This is a genomic window from Flavobacterium myungsuense (assembly GCF_042677265.1).
Lineage (GTDB): Bacteria > Bacteroidota > Bacteroidia > Flavobacteriales > Flavobacteriaceae > Flavobacterium > Flavobacterium myungsuense.
Genome location: NZ_JBHTIZ010000045.1, coordinates 43771 through 67768 on the forward strand (window position 1 = coordinate 43771; position 23998 = coordinate 67768).

Below are 23998 nucleotides of genomic sequence, written 5' to 3' on the forward strand. Positions count from 1 at the left end.
GATAACGTTGGTATTCAAAATAAATTTTAGAACTAATTAAAATTGAAATCAGATTGTTAAAAAAGATGTTCATAATAAAAATAGCATTTACTTCGTTATGCAATACAGAGTAATACTTTTGAATCAATAAATAGAAATAAGATGCGTAAATTTTCAAGGTTATTTTTTCTGCTTTTTCTAATGATGTTCACTGTGGTTTCCGCTCAAAAAACGGCAATTTACACTAATGATTTGCAGGATTTTAATAGAGCTATTTCTTTATACAAAGAAAATCAATATCAATCGGCTCAAATAATTTTCGATAAAGTAAAATCAGCAATAAAAAGTACTGATATACAGGCTGATTGCGCTTATTATAGTGCTATTTGTGCCATTCATCTGAATCAGAGTAATGCAGACGTTGTTATGGAAAATTTCGTTAGAGATTATCCTACAAGTCCAAAACAAAACCAAGCTTTTATTGAAGTGGCGCATTATTATTTTGATCATGGAAAATTTCCACAAGCTCTAGAATATTTTGATAAAATAGACGAAAGCAGTTTGAGTTACGATGATTTAGATCGTTTCAATTTTCAAAAAGGCTATAGTTATTTTAGTGCCAATAAGAAAAAAGAAGCGACTCCGTACTTTAATAAAGTGCTAAATTCAAAAGAATTTGGTTCGCAAGCCAAATACTATCTCGGTTTTATGGCTTATGATAATGATGATTATAAAAATGCAACTAAGTATTTTGATCAAGTTTCTAGTGAAGAAAAGTACAGTGAAAAGCTTTCGTATTTTAAAGCAGATATGAATTTTAAATCAGGAAATTTCCAAAAAGCTATCGATTTAGGATTGGTAGCCATGCCAAAATCAACTGCATTGGAAAAATCAGAATTGAATAAAATAATTGGTGAAAGTTATTTCAATTTAAAACAATACGATAAGGCAATTCCTTATCTGTCAGCCTACAAAGGTAAAAAAGGAAAATGGAATAACACCGATTTTTACCAATTAGGATATGCCTATTACGAACAAAATGATTTTGAAAATGCTATTTCACAATTCAATAAAATCATTGAAGGTAAAGATGCTGTTGCTCAAAACGCTTACTATCATTTAGGAAAAAGTTATATGAATACAGATAAAAAGCAACAAGCTTTGAATGCTTTTAAGAATGCTTCTGAAATGCAATATGACTTAAAAATTCAGGAAGATGCCAATTTAAATTATGCTAAATTGAGTTACGAAATCGGAAATTCATATCAATCGGTTCCTGATGTTTTGTCGGCATTTATTAGTAAATATCCAAATTCTCCAAGTAAACAAGAAGTGGAGACTTTATTAATAAATTCGTTTATTACTTCAAAAAATTACAAAGGAGCTTTAGAGTTATTAGAAAAAAATAAAAATTTCGCCAATAAAGAAGCTTATCAAAAAGTAACTTTTTATAGAGGATTAGAATTGTATACTGACGGTAATTATAAAGAAGCGTTGCCAATGTTTAAAAAATCTATTGCCGAACCTAGAAATGCAAAGTTTACTGCAAGAGCTACTTTTTGGCAAGGAGAAACTCAATATGTGCTCGATAATTTTAATGACGCATTAATTAGCTACAAACAGTTTGTCGCTTTTCCAGAGTCTAAAACTACTCCTGAAAACAAAAATGTCAATTATAATATCGCCTATTGTTATTTTAAACAAAAGGAGTACGACCAGGCAGGAAATTATTTTCAAAGTCAAATAGACTTAACAAAAGACGATAAATTTCGTTTGAATGATGCATACTTGCGTTTGGGCGATTGCCGATTTGTAACTGCTAAATATTGGCCAGCCATGGATGCCTACAATAAAGTAGTTGAATTAAAAAGTGTCGATGCTGACTATGCTGCTTTTCAAAAAGCAATAAGTTACGGATTTGTTGCTAAAAATGATAAAAAAATAGAAGACTTAAACAAGTTTGTAGCAACGTATATTAAATCGCAATATCGTGATGATGCTCTGTTCGAACTAGGAAACACCTATGTTACCGAAAAGAAAAATGATTTGGCCATAAAAACCTATGATCAATTAATCAACGAATCTAAAAAAGGTTCCTATGCATCAAAAGCAATTTTGCGTCAAGGTTTAATTTATTATAATGCAGAAAATGACGCATTGGCTTTAGTGAAATTCAAAAAAATTGCTGCCGAATATCCTAAAAGCCCTGAAGCCCTCGAAGCAGTAGCAACAGCACGATTGATTTATGTTGATAACGGAAAAGTAGATGAATATGCAACTTGGGTTCGTACTTTAGATTTTGTGAATGTGTCAGATGCTGAGTTAGATAACGATACCTATGAAGCAGCAGAAAAACAATATTTGCAAAATAATACAAAGCAATCTATCGCTTCGTTTAGTAGCTATGTTTCGAAATTTCCAAACGGAATTCATGCTTTGAAAGCCAATTTTTATTTGGCACAATCCTATTTTGCTGATGGATTAGAAACCAATGCAATTCCGAATTATGAATTTGTAATTGCGCAATCAAGAAACGAGTTTTCGGAGCAATCCTTGTCAAGATTGGCTCAAATTTATTTAAAGAAAAATGATGTTTCAAAAACAATTACAACATTAAAACGATTAGAATCCGAAGCCGATTTTCCTCAAAATGTCACTTTTGCACAATCTAATTTGATGAAAACCTATTACGAGCAAAAGGATTATCCTAATGCTGTAATTTATGCTGAGAAAGTCTTGGCAAATCCTAAAATGGACGATAAAGTAAAATCAGATGCTCAAATTATTGTAGCACGTTCTGCTATTCAAACCAACGATGAACCAAAAGCGAGATTGGCTTATGCAAAATTACTAACCATTGCAAAAGGGGAACTAGCAGCTGAAGCACTTTATTATGATGCCTATTTTAAAAATAAAGATTTAAAATTTGAAGCTTCAAATACTACAGTTCAAAAACTAACTAAAGATTATTCAGGCTATAAATATTTTGGAGCAAAAGGATTAGTGCTCATGGCTAAAAACTTTTACGGTTTAAAAGACAGTTTCCAAGCCACTTATATTCTAGAAAGTGTGATTAAAAATTTCACCAATTTTCCAGATGTAGTTTCTGATGCTCAAAAAGAACTAGACGGGATAAAAGCAGAAGAGTCAAAAACCAATTCATCAATTCAGAATTAGATAGTAGAAAAAAAAGAATAGAATATTGAATGTATTTTGAATCAATATTCAAACTTCTAAAATTAAAAAATATATGAAAATCCAAATTCAACATAAAATCACTGTTTTTTTACTTCTTGCCAGTTTGCAAATTGTTTCTGCACAAAAAAAAGACGAAAATATCGGTACTGAAGTAGTAAACGTGGTAAAGCCTTATACACCTACAATTTCAGATGCATTCAAGATTAAAGAAACTCCAACTCTGGAGGATGATGACAATACTAGGACAGAAAATATTAAATATACCATTTTCTCTTTTCCAGTAGCTTCTACGTTTTCGCCATCAAAAGGAAAGGCTGCAAATGTGGATAAATCGAAAGAAGAGCGATTATATAAAAATTATTTTACGGGAGGATTGGGCAATTATTTAACTGTTTTTAGTGAGCTTTATGTTACAGAAAACATTGGCGATAATGATTATTTTGCCGGAATGGTAAAACATTTGTCTTCAAATGGAGGAATAGAAAATATTCCTGTAAACGATAGTTTTTTGAATACTTCATTAGACTTAACTTATGGCAGTAAAAAGAGTGATTATTCATGGAGTACGGATTTAGGCTATCAAATTCAAAACTACCATTGGTATGGTTTGCCTTTAGATTATGGAGCATCGTTGAACGAAGTAGAAAGAAATGGAATTTATGATAGCTTAGACAAAGGTCAAACGTATCATAATTTTTATTTAGGCGGAAAAATTAATTTTAATGAAAGTATATTTAATGAAATTTCATTAAAATACAATCGTTTTTGGGATGGTTACAACTCCTCTGAAAACCGATTCGTTGCAAAGCCATCCTTTCAGTTAGATATTGTAGAAAATCTGATAAAAACCAATTTGATTGTTGATTATGTTGGCGGAACTTTTGCCAAGGATTTTTTATGGACAACTGCTATAGACTATGGTTTTGCTAATTTTGGTGTAAACCCAAGTTTTGCTGTCAAAAAAGACGATTGGTCTATCAATTTAGGGGCTTCAATTTTCTATAGTTTAGATACAAAACGAAGTGACAATCAACTATTCTTTTATCCACAAATCAATGCTTCTCTAAAAGTTGTAGGCGATTTAATGGTTTTTTATACGGGTATTGAAGGTAGTTTGGAACAAAATTCGTATCGCGATTTTACGAATATAAACTCATTTCTATCTCCAAATATATTGATTGCTCCAACAGATAGGCAATACGATATTTTTGCAGGATTAAAAGGAAAATTATCAAACTATGTAAGCTATAATGTAAAAGGGTCTTATGTAAATGAAAAAAACAGAGGGTTGTTTAGAAGCAATTCGTACAATGAAAATGTTCCTATTCTAGAGGAGTATCAATATGGAAATTCATTTGGTATTGTATATGATAAACTAAAAACCTTGAGTTTTTTCGGAGAATTGAAAGCCGATTTCTCTAAAAATATTTCGTTTGGAATCAACGGAACTTTCAGTTCTTTTTCTACTTCAAATCAGCAAGAAGCATGGAATTTGCCGGCGATTCAATTAAGTACAAATCTAGATATAAATATTACCCAAAAATGGTATGCAGGAGCAGCTGTATTTTTTGTAGGAGAGCGAAAAGATTTGATTCAAAGAACTAATGTATTTCCATTGTTACCTGAATCAAATATTCTGAAAATTGACAGTTATTTTGATGCTAATGTACATGTTGGATATAAGTATAGCGAACGATTTACCGCTTTTTTACGATTGAACAATATTGCTAATCAAGCGTATCAAAAATGGTTGAATTTTCCAGTGCAGTCCTTTCAAATTATGTTGGGAGGGAATTATAAATTTGATTTCTAATGACTTAATCTAACCACAAGGAGCACAAAGAAGGCACTAAGTACGCAAATAGAAATAAATTAAAATCTTCGTGAGCCTTGTGCTTTCTTTGTATTCTTCGTGTTTAAACTTTTTACCCCATTATGACTTTCAAACAAAAAATACATCAACAGTACCAACAGTTAGTCCAAGACAGAATCGATGTTTTTAGAGATATGATTGTTGCTTTAACTGAAGATTCTAAAAATGATGCCAAAGGTTCTGCTGGTGACAAACACGAAACGGCTTTGTCGATGATGCATATTGAGCAGGAAAAACTCAATCACAAATTGAAAGAAGTACTAGCTCAAAAAGCGATTTTAGACAAGATTGATTCCACAACAATTGCCACAACCATTATCGTGGGAAGCTTAGTCAAAGCCAATGGTTTTTATCTTTATTTAAGTACAGCACTTCCTAAAATTGCTGTTGAAGGAACTACTGTTATTGCTTTATCTCCGCAATCGCCATTAGGAAATAAACTGATGGGAAATCAAGTGAGTTTTTCGTTTGAAATTAATGGAACGAACTATTTGATTGAAGAAATAGCATAAAAAATCAATTTTAATTTACAATGCTTACATTCGTTTTATCTGTGTCCAATTCTTTCTAACTGACTGCTATTACAATATAGTTTCATAACAAAGAAATCAAATTTAACATAATGTTAAATTAACATCTTCTTTCACAAAAAACTGTTGAAATCATAAAAATAAAACATCATTCCCTAATAAAACTTTCGTAATTTTGCCGACTTAAAAGTTTGACTTTAAAACGAAACGAAATTATGAGCAAAACAATGACAGTCGACATCTTGTCAAGTATCAAAGGAGCAAAGCCTTCCGAGAGCGTGAACCAATTATTTGAGGTAATTAAAAATGCAATTCCATCAAATGAAAATGCCGTAAATAATGTCAATCATAATTGTGTATCGGTTAATAATTTAAGAGAGGATGTTGTATTAGAGAGTTCGGATTTGGAGAAACAACTCATCTTGGAAAATTTCCCGAACAAAAAAAATGGTTTTTTAGTAGTTGCTAAAGTTATAGAAGGATAAAATGGATTCTCAAATAAAAAATATACACCAACAGTTGGTTTCAAAACAAATATCTTGCACCGCTTTGGTACAAGAAAAATTAGGGTTACTGAAACAAAATACTTATAACTCTGTCAATTCCTTATTAGATACTTTGGCCTTAGATTTAGCTGCAAAAGTAGATGCTAAAATCGCAAAAGGAGAAACCATAGGTTTGTTAGAAGGCATTCCTTTTGGAATTAAAGATGTATATATGGTGCAAGGAACTTACGCTACTGCAAGTTCTGATTTGCTAAAAAATTATAAATCGCCTTACACAGCAACAGCCATTCAAAAATTATTGGATGCTGGCGCTATACCTTTAGTAAAAGAAAACTGTGATAGTTTTGGTCACGGTTCGTCTAGCGAAAACACGATTTTTGGTGCTGTAAAAAACGCTATCAATCCTGCATTAGTTGCTGGAGGGTCAAGTGGTGGTTCTGCAGTGAACGTAGCCAAAGAATTCACCGTGTTTTCTATTGGTGGCGATACGGGCGGTTCAATTCGTCAACCTGCTGGGTACAATCATATTTATGGTTTTAAACCAACTTACGGAAGAATTTCTCGATTTGGATTGATGGCGTATGCTTCTTCAACAGATTGTGTGGGTCCATTGGCGAAATCAATTGAAGATATTCGAATTGTATTAAACGTAATGAGCGGAAAAGATCCAAAAGATCAAACTTCATTTGCTTCAATGGAAATTAGTGAAGAAGCAATAGCGACTTCACCAGTCAAAACAATTGGGTATTTCAAAAACTTTATTGAGAGTGACGCCATTGATGCACAAATAAAAAGGGACTTTTTAGCTGTTATCGAAAAACTGAAAGCCAAAGGAATTGCAGTAAAAGAATTGGATTTCTTTAAATCGGATATTTTAGTTTCGACTTACTATACCTTGGCAATGGCTGAAACAGCTTCGAATTTGTCTCGTTTAGATGGAACCAATTACGGAAACCGTATTGAAGCGGAGAATTTAATCGAAAGCTATGCGGTAACCCGTTCTGAAAATTTTTCGGAAGAAACAAAACGAAGAATTGTTGGTGGAAACCAAGTGTTGTCTCAAGGTTTTTCGGATGAAATCTATTTAAAAGGATTGGCTGTAAGAGATCAGATTTCGGAGAACTTCAGTAAAGATTTTCAAGAAGTCGATATTATTTTGTCGCCAGTTACACCTAGTACTCCGCCTAAAATTGGAGACAGTTTGAAAGATCCTTTGGCGATGTATTTGTCCGATGCTTACACAGTTGGTTTTAGTTTAGGACAATTACCAACTTTAACGGTGCCACAAGGAACGAGCACTGGACTGCAAATCACTGCAGCAAAAAATAATGATGAATTAGTATTGCAATTTGCAAACTTCTTAAAAGATACACTATAATGGAATTGGAGCAATTAACAGCGGCAATTAAAGCCCACGATTTAGAATTGGTAATCGGACTGGAAACTCATGTTCGATTGAATACCAAAACCAAGTTGTTTTGTTCTTGTCCCAACCAAGAAATTGAAACACCTAATGAGAATATATGTTCTGTTTGTACGGGACAAATGGGCGTTTTACCTGCTATAAATAAAGAAGCAATCACCAAAGCAATTTATTTTGGAAAAGCGGTGAACTCGTCATTTAGTAATGAGGTAATTTCTTGGGATAGAAAGCATTACGAATATCCAGATAACCCTAAAAATATTCAAATAACGCAATATCATAATCCGATAATTCCTGACGGTCACGTTTCTTGTTACCGAAATGACGGTTCTCAATTTACCGTAAATTTAACGCAGGTTCATATCGAAGAAGATGCTGCCAAATTGATGCACGAAAAGAAAATTTCGTTAGTCGATTTTAACAAAGCAGGCGTTCCATTGATTGAAATTGTTACAGAACCTTGTATCAGAAATATTGAAGATGCCTCGACTTATGCGCAATACATTCAACGTATTGTTCAAAACTTGGGAATATCGGAAGCGAATTTGGAAAAAGGAGAATTCAAATCGGATGTTTCCGTTTCTTTACGTAAAAAGCATTCTTACGAATTAAATCCAAGAACCGAAATCAAAAACTTGAACTCGTTTAAGTTTATGGTAGAAGCTTTGAAGGAAGAAGTGGAGAAACAGTTCAATTATTTTATTGAGCACAAAGAGTTTCGACCAGACCAAACTACAGTGTTGTGGGATGCTGATTTGAAGCAGACTAAAACCATGCGTAAAAAAGAATTTGAAGCGGATTATCGTTTTATCTCTGAACCGGATTTACCTTTCGTAAATATTAAAGCGGAGATTGAAGCCATTAAGGTCGACACAAGCGCTTTGCCTTATGCTGTGGAATCTATTTTAATTAATGGTGGCGTTTTGCCACAAGATGCTAAATTTTTTACAGCAGATGCGTTGCGTTCCAGAACATTTGTGACTTTAAATAACGAAATCAATGATCCGTCGTTTGTTGCTAAAACTTTGGCAAACAATGTAAAGGCGGAAGACTATTCCAAAATCCATAATATTGAGCATTTAACAACCATTTTTGTGTTGTTTAAATCAGAAAAAATCACGGCGGTTTTAGTTCAAAATGCGATTGCAGGTTATTTAAAAGATCAAAATTTTGATTACAACAAGTACTTTGAAGAAAACACCATTTCGGAAGATAAAGTACAAGAAGTTATTGCTAAAGTGATTTTAGAAAATGAGGCTGTTGCCAATGATATTAAAGCAGGAGACCAAGGAAAAGCAGGGATTTTAGTTGGTAAAGTTTTAGGTGTTATCGGAAAAGGAGCGAACGGGAAAGTAATTCGTCAAATTATTATAGACCAATTAGGAGCCGCCGTTGTTTTAGAAAAAGAAGAAGCATCAGAAAAAATATCGAAAGAATCTATTTCGGAAAATAAAGAGGTTCAAGAAGAAGCTCTTCCTGAAATTCCTATTATTATAAAAGAAACGTATCGTACTCATAAAATTTCTCAATTATCTGAAGAAAACATTCAACAAGAAGTCATGTTGTCGGGCTGGGTTGCCAGTGTGCGTGACCACGGTGAATTAATGTTTATCGATTTGCGTGATTCAAGTTACGAGATTTTTCAAGTACGAATCAGCAGAGAGTCATTTTCTAATATCGATGAGTTAGTGAAACTGAAACCGGAATCAGTAATTTCGGTTACAGGTATTGTAGTTGGACGTAATGAAGATGATTACAATGCAGGACTACGTACTGGTAAAATTGAATTGGAAACTTCGGTTTTAGAAATTTTAAATTTATCTAAAACCTTGCCTTTTGAAATCAAAAGAGCTGCTAAAACAAACGAAGCCATTCGTTTTCAATACAAGTTCTTAGATCATAGAAATGAAGAGGTTAGAAGAGCCATCGTAAACCGTCATAAAGTAATCAAGTTATTACGCGACATTTTAGACGAAGAAGAATTTTTAGAAATTGAAACGCCAATTTTAAGTGCAGGAACCGATGAAGGAGCACGCGAATTTATTGTTCCAACACGTAAGCAAGCTGGTTTCTTTTATACACTACCACAAGCGCCGCAACAGTTCAAACAGATGTTGATGGTGAGTGGTTATGAAAAATATTTCCAAATTGCGCGTTGCTTTAGAGATGAAGATTCTCGTGGTGATCGTCAACCAGAGTTCACTCAATTGGATATGGAAATGGCGTATGCCAGTATGCAGCAAATTATAGATTTAAACACCAAAATGTTTAATGAAGTAGTGAAGAAAATATATGGCAACAAGTGGATTTTACGTCCGTTTGAAGTCATTACCTACAAAGACGCCATGGATTTTTACGGATGTGACCGACCTGATTTACGTTACGGCTTAAAAATGCAAGACATTACCAATATTGTAAAAGAAACTACTTTCCAGGTATTTAGTAAACCAATTGAAGACGGTGGAATTGTAAAATGCATCAAAGTTTCGGCTCAAGAGCAAGGCAACAAGCGAATGTCTAAAGGCCAAATCGAAAACCTAACCGCTATTGCGCAACAGCACGGTTTGGGTGGATTGGCTTATATTATTGTAAATGAAGAGGAGCTGCAATCGCCCATTATTAAGTTCTTAGGTGAAGATATTGCTGCAGGAATTATAAAAGCGACTAATGCACAAGTGGGCGATATTGTATTCTTCTCAGCAGCAGATTATACAACGGCAAATAAAGCTTTGGATGCGGTTCGTCAGGAAATGGGTAAAATATTGCACTTGATTAATCCAAAAGAATTATGTCCGGCTTGGGTAATTGATTTCCCAATGTTTGAAAGAACAGATGAAGGAAGATGGACATTTACACACAATCCGTTCTCAATGCCTGCTATTTATGATTTGGAAAAACATATGAAAGGCGATGATAAGGAAATAGGTACGATTATAGCTCAACAATACGACATTATCTTGAATGGTTACGAAATAGGAGGAGGATCAGTTCGTGCCCATAAATCGGAGATTCTGGAAGCTACCTACAGAAATATGGGTTACAACAAAGAAGAGATGATAAAAAGCGTGGGAACGATGTACAAAGCTTTCCAATACGGAGCACCGCCACACGGAGGAATCGCTTGGGGAATCGACCGTTTAATGATGATTTTAGAGAAAAAAGCATCCATTAGAGAAGTAATGGCTTTCCCAAAAACAGGAACCAGTGAAGATTTATTATTTGGAGCACCATCGCTTTTATCTGATAAAAAAGTGGAAGAAATGAATGTCAAGATCATGAGGAAATAGGGGGTTTCAATTGCAATGACAATAGCAAATTCAATTGAAATTATACAAATAAGTAAAGTCTATCCGTTTCAAATAGAGACCTGTTTCTATTTTCAATTTTTTCTTTTTTTATTGTCTTTGCAATTGACATTGATTTTTGAAATTGTCATTTTTTTTTAACAAGTAACCGCTTAAAACTTGATTTTGGGACTAACTTTTTCTTTCCAATTTTATGATTTGCCATTACAGCATCCTTTTCAGATTTCTAGGTATACTGTCACGGTACAAAAAACCGCGATAGTTTGTATTTCTGATGGAATTCATTTCGGATACGGAGAAGCAACTGTAAATCCCTATTACCATAGTACTCAAGAGCGATTAAAAGAAAGTTTCATCAAAATACAAGCACTAGTCGAAGCTGCTTCTGGACTTCATCCTGAGGAACTCTGGAAAAACATTGAGCCAATTCTTAAAAACGATTATTTTGCATTATGTGCATTTGATATAGCCTATTGGGATTTTTATGCTAGAAAGAACAATAAACCTCTTCGAAGTTATTGGTCCGATGAAGAGGCTATTACTCCACTCACATCATACACCATTGGCATTGATTCCATCGAAAAAATGCAACAAAAAATCTTGGAGAAACCTTGGCCTATTTATAAGATTAAATTAGGAACTTCTAATGATATTGAAATAGTAGAAAGCTTACGTAAAATTACAGACTCGGTATTTAGAATTGATGTTAATTGTGCTTGGAATGCCGAACAAACGATTAAGAACAGCAATATTCTTAGAGATTTGAATGTGGAATTTATTGAACAACCGCTCAAGGCTGATGATAGTGAAGGTATGAAAAAAGTAAAATCCGAATCCTATTTACCAATAATTGCCGACGAAAGTTGTCAGAGAGAAACAGATGTTTCCATTTGCTGTGAATTGTTTCATGGAATTAATATAAAACTAATGAAGTGTGGTGGAATTACTCCTGCTTTGAGAATGATTAAAGCGGCAAGGGAAGAAGGATTACTTCTGATGGCCGGTTGTATGACTGAATCAACAATTGGAATATCAGGATTAACTCAAATTGCATCGCTTTTAGACTATTTAGATGCTGACGGAGCCTTGTTACTAAGTCAAGATATTGCAAGTGGCGTAACATTTGATTTTGGAAATATTGTATATTCAAATTCATTCGGTACAGGAGCTAAATTATACACATAAATAATCAAAAAATGTTAATAACTTCAATGCTAAATGGGCTATTTTCGGCTTATTATCATTCCTGTTTTCATATATTTGCGTGTTAGACAAAAAAAGACATTTTTACGATAATTTTATTATGAGCGACGAAATAAAAAAGAACAATTATTCAGCAGATAGTATTCAGGCATTAGAAGGAATGGAGCACGTTAGAATGCGTCCATCGATGTATATTGGAGATGTAGGGGTTAGAGGTTTACACCATTTAGTTTATGAAGTTGTCGATAACTCGATTGATGAGGCAATGGGAGGCCATTGTGATACTATTGGTGTTGCAATCAATGAAGACGGATCGGTAACTGTAGAAGATAACGGTCGAGGTATTCCAGTAGACATGCATAAAAAAGAAGGTATCTCTGCTTTAGAAGTAGTTATGACTAAAATCGGAGCAGGAGGTAAGTTTGATAAAGATTCTTACAAAGTTTCGGGAGGTCTTCACGGTGTGGGAGTTTCTGTTGTAAACGCTCTTTCAAAACGAATGAAGTCTACAGTTTTTAGAGACGGAAAAGTTTACGAACAAGAATATGAAAGAGGAAAATCAATATATCCAGTAAAACAAGTTGGTGAGACTACAAAGCGTGGTACTATGCAAACGTTTTATCCAGACGATCTTATATTTACACAAACTACTGAATTTTCCTTTGAAACTCTTTCAGCACGTATGCGAGAGTTATCTTTCCTTAATAAAGGCATTACCATTACTTTTACCGATAAAAGAGAGGTAGATAAAGATGGAAATTTTGTTCAAGAGGTATTTCATTCTACCGAAGGTCTGAAAGAGTATATTCGGTATTTAGATGGAAACAGAGAACCAATTATTTCTCATGTTATTTCAATGGATTCTGAAAAGGGCGAAATTCCTGTTGAGGTGGCTTTGATATACAATACTAGTTATACAGAGAATATCTTTTCTTATGTAAACAATATCAATACACATGAAGGAGGAACGCACTTGCAAGGTTTCAGAACAGGTTTAACGCGTTCGTTAAAGAAATATGCTGATGCTTCCGGAATGTTAGATAAACTGAAATTTGAAATTGCTGGAGATGATTTCCGAGAGGGATTAACCGCCATTGTTTCAGTAAAAGTCGCTGAACCACAATTTGAAGGACAGACTAAAACCAAACTCGGAAATAGAGAGGTCGTGTCTCCTGTAAGTCAAGCAGTTGCAGATATGATTGAAATTTATTTGGAAGAGAATCCAAATGATGCTCGTATCATTGTTCAAAAAGTAATTTTAGCTGCTCAAGCACGACATGCTGCTAAGAAAGCACGTGAAATGGTGCAACGTAAAACCGTTCTTGGTGGCGGTGGTTTACCAGGAAAATTATCCGATTGTTCCGAACAAGATCCTGCAAAATGTGAAGTATATCTTGTCGAGGGAGATTCGGCAGGTGGAACTGCAAAACAAGGTCGTGACAGAAATTTTCAAGCAATTTTACCATTAAGAGGTAAGATTTTGAATGTAGAGAAAGCCATGCATCACAAAGTTTTTGAAAACGAAGAGATTCGAAACATATTTACTGCCTTAGGAGTAACTATTGGAACAGCTGAAGATACCAAAGCTTTAAATTTAGAAAAACTACGTTACCATAAAGTAATTATTATGTGTGATGCCGATGTCGATGGTAGTCATATTTCTACTCTAATATTAACATTTTTCTTCCGTTTTATGAAGGAATTAATCGAAGAAGGTCACGTTTATATTGCTGCACCACCTTTGTATTTAGTTAAAAAAGGAAACAAAAAAGAATATGCTTGGACGGACAATCAGCGTGATATTGCAAATGAAAAAATGGGAGGTAGCGCAGCAATCCAGCGTTATAAAGGTCTTGGAGAAATGAATGCAGAACAATTATGGGAAACGACAATGGATCCTAATTTTAGAACCCTTCGTCAAGTGACTATTGATAGTTTAGCAGAAGCCGATCGAGTATTTTCAATGTTAATGGGTGACGATGTTCCACCACGCAGAGAGTTTATCGAGAAAAATGCAGTATACGCAAATATCGATGCATAAAAACGTTATAATTTGAGGTATACTTTTTTATGCCTCAATTTTTTTGAGGTTATGAAGAAAGCTCTCTTTTTTATTTTGTTTTTTTATAATTGTAGTTACTCGCAATCTTTTGACCCAAAGGTTTTAGAACATATAGATGAATTTTTTATTGATGCGGTTTTTTATGCGGATCAATTTATAACTCCAGCCACCGATGCAGCTGTTTATCAGTCGTCAGGTGGCTGGATTTTCTCTGCAAAAAAAGAGAAACGTTGGAGTACTACTTTTGGAATACATTCTAACGTTTTTTTTGTTCCTAATAGCGACAGAACATTCGTTTTAAAAGATTCCGATTTTACTTTTCTAAAAATTCAAGATGCAACATCGGCAACAATTCCTACTGCTCTGGGAAATGGAGAACAAATCAATATTGTTGATAGATACGGAGTTATAAATCCGAATTTTCCAATTGAAACTCCAAAAGGAATTAATGAAAATATTATATTTTACCCGCATCTTTCCGCCGCAGTTTCATTAGGTTCTGGAACAGAATTAATTACCAAATTTGCGCCAAGAACTAAAATAAAAAGAGGAGAATATCAAGTATATGGTTTTGGGTTGAAGCATAATATAAGTCAATATAGTAAGGCATTAGAATCAAAAAATATTAATCTTGCCATGATTTTAAGTAATTCAAGAGAAAATATAAGTTTTGATTTTCTAGATATTAGGACTAATTTTGGAACTCTCGGTATCAATAGGATTAATGGAAGTGTAAACACATGGCAGTTTCAAACCAATGTTTCAAAAGAGTACAATAATTTTGAATTTATGTTAGGTTCTATTGTTAACAGTAGCGATTTTAAATATAAATTTTCAGGAGAAAAAGGGACTATTGATGAATTTATAAATTTTCCGAGGGGGACTTCTCAAGAATTTCTAAACGAAAAGCTAAAAGAAATTTACAAAACAAAAATTAACGCTATTTTTGAGCTTTCAGTAGCTTACAAATGGAATAGAATATTTTTTCATTCATCAATTGCGTTTAATAAATTTGTAAATACTAATTTTTCTATACATTATAAATTAAATTAATTTTCTTTCTTTTGTAAAGATTTAAGAAAAAAATTAAAATTAAATAAATATAAACAAAAAACAACAACAAAATGAAAGTTACAATTGTAGGAGCAGGAAACGTAGGTGCTTCATGTGCAGACGTTATTTCTTATAGAGGAATTGCTAGCGAAGTAGTATTATTAGACATCAAAGAAGGGTATGCTGAAGGCAAAGCTATGGATTTGATGCAATGTGCAACAAATACAGGTTTTAATACTCAAATAATCGGAGTTACAAACGATTATTCAAAAACAGCAAATAGTGATGTAGTAGTAATTACTTCAGGAATTCCAAGAAAACCAGGGATGACTCGTGAAGAATTAATAGGAATAAATGCTGGAATTGTAAAATCGGTTGCTGAAAACATTCTTAAATTTTCTCCTAATACAATTATTGTAGTTGTATCAAATCCTATGGATACAATGACTTATCTTACCTTAAAAGCCACAGGTCTTCCAAAAAATAGAATTATAGGTATGGGTGGAGCTTTAGACAGTTCTCGTTTTAGATATTATTTATCAAAAGCTTTAAATAAACCGTCAAATGATATTTCTGCAATGGTAATTGGTGGTCATGGAGATACAACTATGATTCCATTAACCAGATTGGCTTCTTATAATGGTATTCCGGTTTCTGAATTTTTATCTCAAGAAGCTTTAGATAAAGTTGCTGCCGATACTATGGTTGGTGGAGCAACTCTTACAGGATTATTAGGTACATCGGCTTGGTATGCACCAGGTGCTTCTGTAGCGTATCTAGTTGATAGTATTTTAAATAATCAACACAAGATGATTGCTTGCTCAGTATTATTAGAAGGGGAGTACGGACAATCAGATCTTTGTATTGGAGTTCCTTGTATTATTGGTCGTAACGGAGTTGAGCAAATTTTAAATATTGAACTTAACGATAGCGAAAAAGAAAAATTTGCTAAAAGTGTTGATGCTATTCGAAACATGAATGCTGATTTAGCTTCGGTTTTATAAAATCAATTTATATTTATTAAAACGGTAATCTTAAATTTAAAGGTTGCCGTTTTTTTTTTTGTTTGAAAGATTTAAAAAAGTTCTATCTTCGCTTTTTAAAAAATTAAATATGAAATACATAACTCTTTGTCAATTAGTTTTATTAGTCGCTTTATCTTCTTGTTCTAATGATAGTTCACCTTCACAAGAAGTTCCAAAAGATGATGGCGTAGCAACCAACTTTTATCCAATAAAAGAAAGTAATTATTGGATTTATAAAACAGAAAACACCTCAGTTAATCCAAATACAACAGGTAGGGATTCATTATATATTGAAAAAGAAGTCGAAATTAATGGTTTTACGTACCAAAAAATGAAAACTAAATTCCTTCCAACTGGTTTTTATTGTGGGGCTTTAGAAAACAATGCTGTACGAGTAGACGGTAAAATGATTAAACTAACAGGAGATCTCTCTGTAAATATTGTCGAAAGTTTACCTGTTGATTTTTCTGTTAGTGATTTTGTTATTTTCAAAGAAAACGCAGCTCCTTCAGAAGAGATTGGTAAAGTATCAGGTACAATTACCAACACTACAGCTATACCTGGGTTTCCATTAACGGTTAATTATGTTTTAACTGCAAAAGAAGACGGAAGTCTAGCTACATTTAAATCCAATGGTTTTGATTATGTTGATGTTAAAAAAGTCAAATTGGTTTTAAATGTAAAGGTAACAACGAAAATTGAGCAGTTTACCATAAATACTTTATCTTCAGACAATCAAGATGTATTGGTTTCTACACAATATTATGCCAAAAATTATGGTTTAATTAAAGCGGAAACTAATGTTAAATACAATTTAAATCCTGCAATTGGAGCATTTACAACAGTTGAATTCCCTTTATCTGGAAGTCAAAATAGTAATGATTATCTACTATTTAAAAAAACAAATTAGAGATTTAATTGGTTTTTCAATCAAACAATTATTTTATTTATAATACTTTCTCTTTTTTTAATATTAATCGATAAATTAATTGGTTAATCTACACCAGAATTATATATTTGCACGTTTTAAAAAATGATGCCGACTTAAATTCACTTTTAAGAAGGTATTTATTTTATTAAATCAACCATAAACTAAACAAACAGAATTAATTAATTTTTAGTAATAATGCAGAATAGAGGACTAGTTAAATTTTTCGCAATTTTATTTGCATTGGTAAGTATCTACCAACTTTCTTTCACTTTCGTATCTCATAATGTAGAGAACGACGCAAAAACTTTTGCAAATGGAAATTCAGAAAAAGAATTAAAATATTTAGATTCCATTGGAAAAGAAAAAGTATTTAATCTCGGATTTACTGACTTTACTTATAATGAAGTAAAAGACAAAAAAATCAATAAAGGTCTTGACCTTGAAGGAGGTATTAACGTACAACTTCAAATTTCTGTAAAAGACATTATTAAAGGATTAGCTAATAATACTAAAAATCCAGTTTTCAACAAAGCTCTTGCTGATGCTACGGCGAACAGACAGGGAAATCAAGATTATATTGATGCTTTTTTCGAAGCTTTTGAAAAAAACTCTGCGGGAACTGTAAAGCTAGCTTCACCTGAAGTTTTTTCAAATAAAATCGTTGGAGACGAAGTAAACTTTAGAATGACTGACGACCAAGTTAAAAAAGTCGTTCGACGTAAAGTAGACGAATCTATCGAAAGTGCTTTTGAAGTATTAAGAAAACGTATAGATAAATTTGGAGTAACACAACCTAACATTCAAAAAATTGGAGAATCAGGAAGAATATTAGTTGAACTTCCTGGAGCAAAAGATGTAGATCGTATTAAGAAATTATTACAAAGTACGGCACAATTAGAGTTTTGGGAAACCTATAAAATTGATGATTTAGGTAATTTCTTAATGGCTGCTAACAATGCTTTGAAGCTAACTGAAAAATCAGCAGTAAATGTGAAAGAAACTGCAAAAAAAGGAATCGATACTTTATTAACAGATAAAGTGAAAGATACTGTTGCTGATGCAAAAGATTTAGGGCCTTTATTATCTAAATTCGTTAGCCAAGGTGGAGGACCAGTTCTTGCTGTTTCAGATCCTAAAGACACCGCTTCAATAAATGGGTATTTAAAGAGACAAGATATTAGAAATTTATTGCCTGCAGACAAGCGTTACGCTAAATTTGTATGGGGAAAACCTTCTGTAAATGTTGACGAAAAAACAAAAAAAGAGGTTGAAACAGTTGAATTATATGCTTTAAAAGGAAATAGAGACAACCAAGCTGCAATGAGTGGTGGGGTAGTAACTGATGCTAAAGACTCATTCGATCAATTAGGAAAACCATCGGTAACGATGCAAATGAATGGTCAAGGAGCGAAAGCTTGGGAAGAACTTACAGGAAAAGCATTTACTCAAAAAAGCAATATCGCAATTGTTTTAGATGACATCGTATATTCTGCACCTGGAGTTTCAAGTGGTCCAATTTCTGGAGGAAGATCTGAAATATCTGGGGTATTTGATGTAACAGAAACAAAAGATTTAGCAAACGTTTTAAGAGCAGGTAAATTACCAGCTTCTGCTGAAATTGTGCAATCAGAAGTAGTAGGACCATCTTTAGGTCAAGAAGCTATTGATAATGGAACCAATTCTGCAATTATTGGTTTATTAATCGTTTCCTTATGGATGATGGTGTACTATGGTAAATCTGGTTTTTATGCTAATATCGCTTTAGCAATCAACCTTTTATTCTTATTTGGAATCTTAGCAAGCTTAGGAGCTGTACTAACTTTGCCAGGAATCGCGGGTATCGTTTTAACCATGGGAACTGCTGTCGATGCTAACATTATCATTTATGAAAGAGCCAAAGAAGAATTACGTTTAGGAAAAACTATTGAAGAAGCCATTAAAGCTTCATTTGGTTGGAAAGGAGCTATGCGTTCTATTGTTGATGCAAACGTAACCCACGTATTAACTGGAGCAGTATTATTAATTTTTGGTACAGGTCCAATTCAAGGTTTTGCAACTACCTTGTTAATAGGTATTGCAACTTCATTATTTACCTCTATTTTCATTACACGAATATTGTTAGATTGGAGTGTAAACAAAGGAAACAAATTAACTTTTGTTACAGGTTTCTCTAAAAACTTCTTCACGAATTTTCATTTTGATTTCTTGAAAATAAAAAAATATACTTACATATTCTCATTAGTTGTTTGTGTAGTGAGTGTTGCTTCATTAGCTACAAATGGTTTGAATTACGGAGTTGATTTTAAAGGTGGAAGAACTTTTCAAGTACATTTTGAAAAACCAATTGCTGCCGAAGAAGTGAGAGAAGATTTACTTAAAGTTTTAGACGGTAGTGTTGAAGCTAAGATTTTTGGAAAAGACAATCAATTAAAAATTACAACTAAATTCAAGGTTGATGAAGCTGGTTCAGAAGCAGATCAAGCGGTGAATAAAATATTGTATGATAATTTGAAAAAGCATTTTTCTGCTGACATGACTTACGAAAAATTCGTAAACAGTTATGATGGTAAACAATACGGTATTTTGCAAGCTTCTAAAGTAGGACCAACAGTTGCAGATGATATTAAAACCAATTCCTATTGGGCAGTTCTTGGAGCTATGCTTATCGTTGGGTTGTATTTAGTAATCAGTTTCAGAAAATGGCAATACAGTTTAGGTGCAATCGCAGCGGTGGCGCATGACGTAATTTTCGTGTTAGGGATTTATTCTTTATTATGGAAGTATATGCCTTTTGGAATGGAAATCGATCAGCACTTTATTGCAGCGATTCTAACTGTAATCGGATACTCAATGAACGATACGGTTATTGTATTTGACAGAGTTCGTGAGTACATAGGTGGTAAAGTGAAAGGAAACTTTAACTCAATCGTAAACCAATCGATTAACTCTACGATGTCAAGAACCATCAATACCTCATTAACGATGATTTTAGTATTGTTAATCATGTTTATATTTGGTGGTGAATCTATCAGAGGATTTATCTTCGCCATGTTGATAGGTATTGTTGTAGGAACGTATTCATCATTGTTTATAGCAACTCCAGTTCTTTGCGACACCATTTCTGATGCTGAACACAAAAGAATTGAAGAAGAACATAACAAAGAGTAACAGCTTTTTATATATTAGAAAATGCCCGAAATGAATCGGGCATTTTTTTTTGGTTTGTTTTGAAAGTGAGGTTTCGTTACAACTTTAAATTTGTTGTGATAATTTTTTTGAGTTTATAAAAATTATCGCAAAGTTGTGATTAGATAATTATTTTTTGAAAAGGTATCACAATCTTGTCATAAAAATAGAGCTGTTTAAAAAACGAACACAGGATAAATACTTCCGAATTCTTTTTACAACAGTAGGCATTCCTTTTCGAGTATAAAAAATTGAATCCACCAAGTGTACCGTTCAACTCAAAAAGACTTTTAACCTTTGCCATAGGGATATATATTATATTGTAGAAGCAACAAAAATAGTTATTTATTATATAAATACAAGAAATTAAAAAATAAGTATATAGTATATATATAGTAACTAAAAGTATAAAATGAATATGTGAACCAACAATCCAGCTACTTGATAATTAAGTTAAATTATGTGAAAAAGGCAGTACAATAATCGTTTATACTAATCTTAAATGGGACTGCATTACAATGTTAATTATACAGCGGCAGGAATTTAATTGTAATTCAAAAAAATAACCCCTAAATAAGGGGCTACTAATTCTAAATTAAGTGGAGTCGGGGAGAGTCGAACTCCCGTCCAAACAAGCAACTAAAAAACTTTCTACACGCTTATTTCCTGTTTAGGTTTTCGACGTTGGGCTAGGACAGAAACAACCACCAAACGCTTAGCTTCTTAATTTCGAAATCCACCCGAAGCTAGTGAAAATCTAGGTTTATCTTTACGATTCATCTTTATCGACCGCTATAAACCAAAGCTTTCGAGATGAATCCTGCTTTCCTACCTTGTAGGACGTGGCTAATCTTACTATAATTCAGATTATGCAGCAAGAGCGTAGTTTCCTTCGCCGTGTAAGTGTTTTGAAACCTTTTATTAACGAGAATTGTCCCAGTTCTCGACGTGCTTACTTTTCAATTCGACTTGCTGTCAAAACCAGTCGACCCCATTATCAATTCATAATTACAATAGTATAATTATCAATTGGAGTGCAAATATAAGTATAAATAAGGGATTTTTAGGTTAACGAAATTGTAAAATGTAATAATAAAAATTATCAATTACCAAAACTAGTCTTCGTCATTAAATTCGAAAGGATAATCTCCAAAAAGCGGTGCCAATTTCCGAACAGAATATACATTTTTAGTAAACTTATTAGACAAAGCAATAATGGTAACTCCTTCTTTTCCTAGCGAAATATAGGAAGAGGTGTTTCCGTGCCACCATCCGTTATGGAAATAAAATTTCTGACCCGTTTCCCATTCTATCATGCGAATGCCCAATCCATAGTTTTTTGTGCCTTTGTGCTCGTTACTGTAGCCTTTATAAATTTTTGCTCTCAACTCAGGGTTTAAAAAAGAAGGCGCATTTCTGGCTAAATCAAATTGTAGTAAATCACTTGGAGTGGAATAAATATTCTTATCGCCATAAATACCATCTAAATAATCAAAGGCCAACTCCATATTATTTCCTTTGTAGGACGGAGTAACCCTTTCTTTGTCTTTATCAATGTCAAAAACAAAAGTATTATTCATTTTTAAGGGCTTAAAAATCATTTGCTGCATCGCTTCACCAAAATTCAAGCCACTTACTTTTTCAATAATTAAAGCCAACATCGCATAATTGGTATTGCAATAACAAAATCTTTTATTAGCAGGCGATTCTAATTGAATATTTTTTTCGGTAAAAAGGGTTAGGATATCTTGATTGGTCAATGTTTTTTTACGATCCCAAACTCCTTTATCTTCTGTAAAATAGGCATAATTACGCAAGCCACTGCGGTGATTCAATAAGGTCTCTATAGTAATATCTGAATAAGGAAAACTTTTCAAAATAGTATTTACTTTCTGATCCAAATCAATTTTACCAGCATCAATTAATAGTAAAACGGCTGTTGCTGTTAGTACTTTACTCACTGACGCAATATGTAGCGGAGTTTCTTTAGTTATTGGTTCTTGGGTTTTTCTGTTGCCAATACCTTGGTATCTTTCATATAAAACCGCACCATTTTTAGCAACCAGAAAACTCAAATTGCTATTTTCATTTCGCCAGTATTTTTCACAATACTTTTCTACTGCTGCTTTTTTTGTAGTGTTATAGTTAGAAGTAACTGCTGGATAATCTACTTTAGAAGGCTTCATCATTGGCAAACCGCTTTCAGACAGTTCTGAATCTAGAGTATCGGTTTTATCTTGTTTGGTGCAGCCAATGGTTAGCATACATAAAAAGAAGAATATATATTTTGAGATGGTAGATTGTATCGTCATTGGTTATAACTTAAAACACAAATATAACCAAAGTTATATTTTATTATTAGAATGCTTTGTTAACTATTATACACTATTTATTAACTTTTTTCTTCCCATCTGTTTTCAATAATCAATAGTCAATTTTTAATTAAAAAGTTTTGAAAACGATATAGTAAAGGTGTACATTTGGTCTCAAAATATAGATACTTAAATAGAAAATGAAGTTTGGAATTATAAAAGAAAGAAAAAATCCTCCTGATAGAAGAGTTATTTTTACTCCAGAGGAATTAGTCCGATTAAAAAATACCTATCCAAATGTTGAAATAAAAGTAGAAAGTTCAGATAATAGAGTTTTTTCAGATAAACAATATGCAGACTTAGGAATTGAAGTTACAAGTGACATTTCAGATTGTGATATTTTTTTCGGAATAAAAGAGGTACCTGTTGATGCTTTACTACCTAATAAAAAATATTTTTTCTTTTCTCACACTATCAAAAAGCAGCCTCATAATAGAAAGTTGCTTCAAGCAATCTTAGACAAAAATATCGAATTGTATGACCACGAAACGATTGTAGATAAAAACGGCAATCGACTAATAGGCTTTGGAAAATATGCAGGATTAGTGGGAACCTATAACGGTATACGAGCCTTTGGAATAAAATTTGAACTATTTAATTTGCCAAAAGCCGAAACACTTTCAGGTAAAGAGGCGTTAATTGCTAAACTAAAAAGACAAATTTTGCCACCTATTAAGATTGTGGTAACAGGTTGTGGAAAAGCAGGATCTGGCGTTAAAGAAATTCTTTACGGAATGAAAATAAAGCAAGTTTCTGTCGAAAATTATTTAACTAAAATATATTCCGAACCTGTTTACGTTCAGATAGATGTTTTAGACTATAACAAACGAATAGACGGTCAAATAATTGGAAACTCCGATTTTTATAAAAACCCAACAGCTTATGTTTCTAACTTTGAGCGATTTACTAAAGTGTCAGACATTTATTTTGCTGCACATTTTCATGCGAATGAAGCTCCTGCTATACTAACAAAACAAATGCTTCAATCTAAAGATTGTAAAATAAAAGTAGTGGCAGATATCTCTTGCGATGTAAACGGTCCTATTGTTTGTACTATTCGATCTTCAACAATAGCGGAACCATTATATGGTTATTTACCTATAGAAAACAAAGAGGTGCCTTATACACATCCTGCAGCTATAGTGGTTATGGCTGTCGATAATTTGCCTTGCGAATTGCCTAAAGACGCCAGTGAGGGTTTTGGAGAAATGTTTATGCAGCATGTGGTTCCCGCCTTTTTTAATGAGGATAAAGACGGTGTTCTTTTTAGAGCCAAGATGACTGAGAATGGCAAACTAACGGAAAGATTTAAGCATTTGCAAAATTATGTTGATAGGGAATAAGAGCATTGA

The 23998-nt window shown here is 33.1% G+C and carries 14 protein-coding genes and 1 other RNA gene; 13 read left to right on the forward strand and 2 right to left on the reverse strand.

Annotated elements, in window-relative coordinates; translation table 11 throughout:
• The first annotated feature begins 141 nt into the window (after positions 1-141).
• The 12 genes from ACFQ0S_RS12380 (at position 142) to secDF (ending at position 20256) form a co-directional block, all read left to right on the forward strand.
• Positions 142-3156, forward strand: coding sequence for a tetratricopeptide repeat protein (locus ACFQ0S_RS12380; RefSeq protein ID WP_379758043.1), 3015 nt, complete (start codon positions 142-144; stop codon positions 3154-3156).
• 73 nt (positions 3157-3229) lie between these two features.
• Positions 3230-4990, forward strand: coding sequence for a TonB-dependent receptor (locus ACFQ0S_RS12385; RefSeq protein ID WP_379758045.1), 1761 nt, complete (start codon positions 3230-3232; stop codon positions 4988-4990).
• A gap of 122 nt (positions 4991-5112) precedes the next feature.
• Positions 5113-5562: a hypothetical protein gene (locus tag ACFQ0S_RS12390; protein WP_379758048.1), complete on the forward strand. Its 450-nt coding sequence runs from the start codon at positions 5113-5115 to the stop codon at positions 5560-5562.
• A 233-nt stretch (positions 5563-5795) separates the two neighbouring features.
• Positions 5796-6065 carry an Asp-tRNA(Asn)/Glu-tRNA(Gln) amidotransferase subunit GatC gene (locus ACFQ0S_RS12395; protein WP_379819109.1) on the forward strand — a complete coding sequence of 90 codons (270 nt, stop codon included), beginning with the start codon at positions 5796-5798 and terminating at the stop codon, positions 6063-6065.
• A 1-nt stretch (position 6066) separates the two neighbouring features.
• Entirely contained in the window at positions 6067-7464 is a 1398-nt protein-coding gene (locus tag ACFQ0S_RS12400; RefSeq protein WP_379758054.1) for an amidase, read from the forward strand.
• A complete protein-coding gene (gene gatB/aspS / locus ACFQ0S_RS12405) occupies positions 7464-10796 on the forward strand; it encodes a bifunctional amidotransferase subunit GatB/aspartate--tRNA ligase AspS (RefSeq protein WP_379758057.1) in 3333 nt (1110 codons plus the stop codon). Before ACFQ0S_RS12400 ends, gatB/aspS begins: the two co-directional genes overlap by 1 nt.
• Positions 10797-10979: 183 nt before the next feature.
• Complete coding sequence (locus tag ACFQ0S_RS12410) at positions 10980-11999, forward strand: dipeptide epimerase (protein ID WP_379758060.1); 1020 nt, start codon at positions 10980-10982, stop codon at positions 11997-11999.
• 118 nt (positions 12000-12117) lie between these two features.
• Positions 12118-14058: a DNA topoisomerase (ATP-hydrolyzing) subunit B gene (gene gyrB / locus ACFQ0S_RS12415; protein WP_379758062.1), complete on the forward strand. Its 1941-nt coding sequence runs from the start codon at positions 12118-12120 to the stop codon at positions 14056-14058.
• 51 nt (positions 14059-14109) lie between these two features.
• Positions 14110-15132, forward strand: a complete 1023-nt coding sequence (locus ACFQ0S_RS12420) for a DUF6588 family protein (protein ID WP_379758065.1) — start codon at positions 14110-14112, stop codon at positions 15130-15132.
• Positions 15133-15203: 71 nt separating this feature from the next.
• The gene (locus tag ACFQ0S_RS12425) at positions 15204-16136 is read left to right on the forward strand and encodes a malate dehydrogenase (RefSeq protein WP_379758068.1); all 933 of its coding nucleotides are present in this window, start codon (positions 15204-15206) and stop codon (positions 16134-16136) included.
• Between the two features lie 109 nt (positions 16137-16245).
• Positions 16246-17067 (forward strand): hypothetical protein, encoded by an 822-nt coding sequence (locus tag ACFQ0S_RS12430; protein ID WP_379758071.1) that lies wholly within the window; start codon positions 16246-16248, stop codon positions 17065-17067.
• 216 nt (positions 17068-17283) lie between these two features.
• The gene (gene secDF / locus ACFQ0S_RS12435; protein ID WP_379758074.1) at positions 17284-20256 is read left to right on the forward strand and encodes a protein translocase subunit SecDF; all 2973 of its coding nucleotides are present in this window, start codon (positions 17284-17286) and stop codon (positions 20254-20256) included.
• A gap of 615 nt (positions 20257-20871) precedes the next feature.
• Here secDF and ssrA read toward each other — a convergent pair.
• Positions 20872-21267: a transfer-messenger RNA gene (gene ssrA / locus ACFQ0S_RS12440) on the reverse strand.
• Between the two features lie 122 nt (positions 21268-21389).
• Positions 21390-22586, reverse strand: coding sequence for a serine hydrolase domain-containing protein (locus ACFQ0S_RS12445; RefSeq protein ID WP_379758077.1), 1197 nt, complete (start codon positions 22584-22586; stop codon positions 21390-21392).
• A 200-nt stretch (positions 22587-22786) separates the two neighbouring features.
• Here ACFQ0S_RS12445 and ACFQ0S_RS12450 point away from each other — a divergent pair, with 200 nt between their 5' ends.
• Positions 22787-23989 (forward strand): NAD(P)-dependent oxidoreductase, encoded by a 1203-nt coding sequence (locus ACFQ0S_RS12450; RefSeq protein WP_379758080.1) that lies wholly within the window; start codon positions 22787-22789, stop codon positions 23987-23989.
• Positions 23990-23998: the final 9 nt, after the last annotated feature.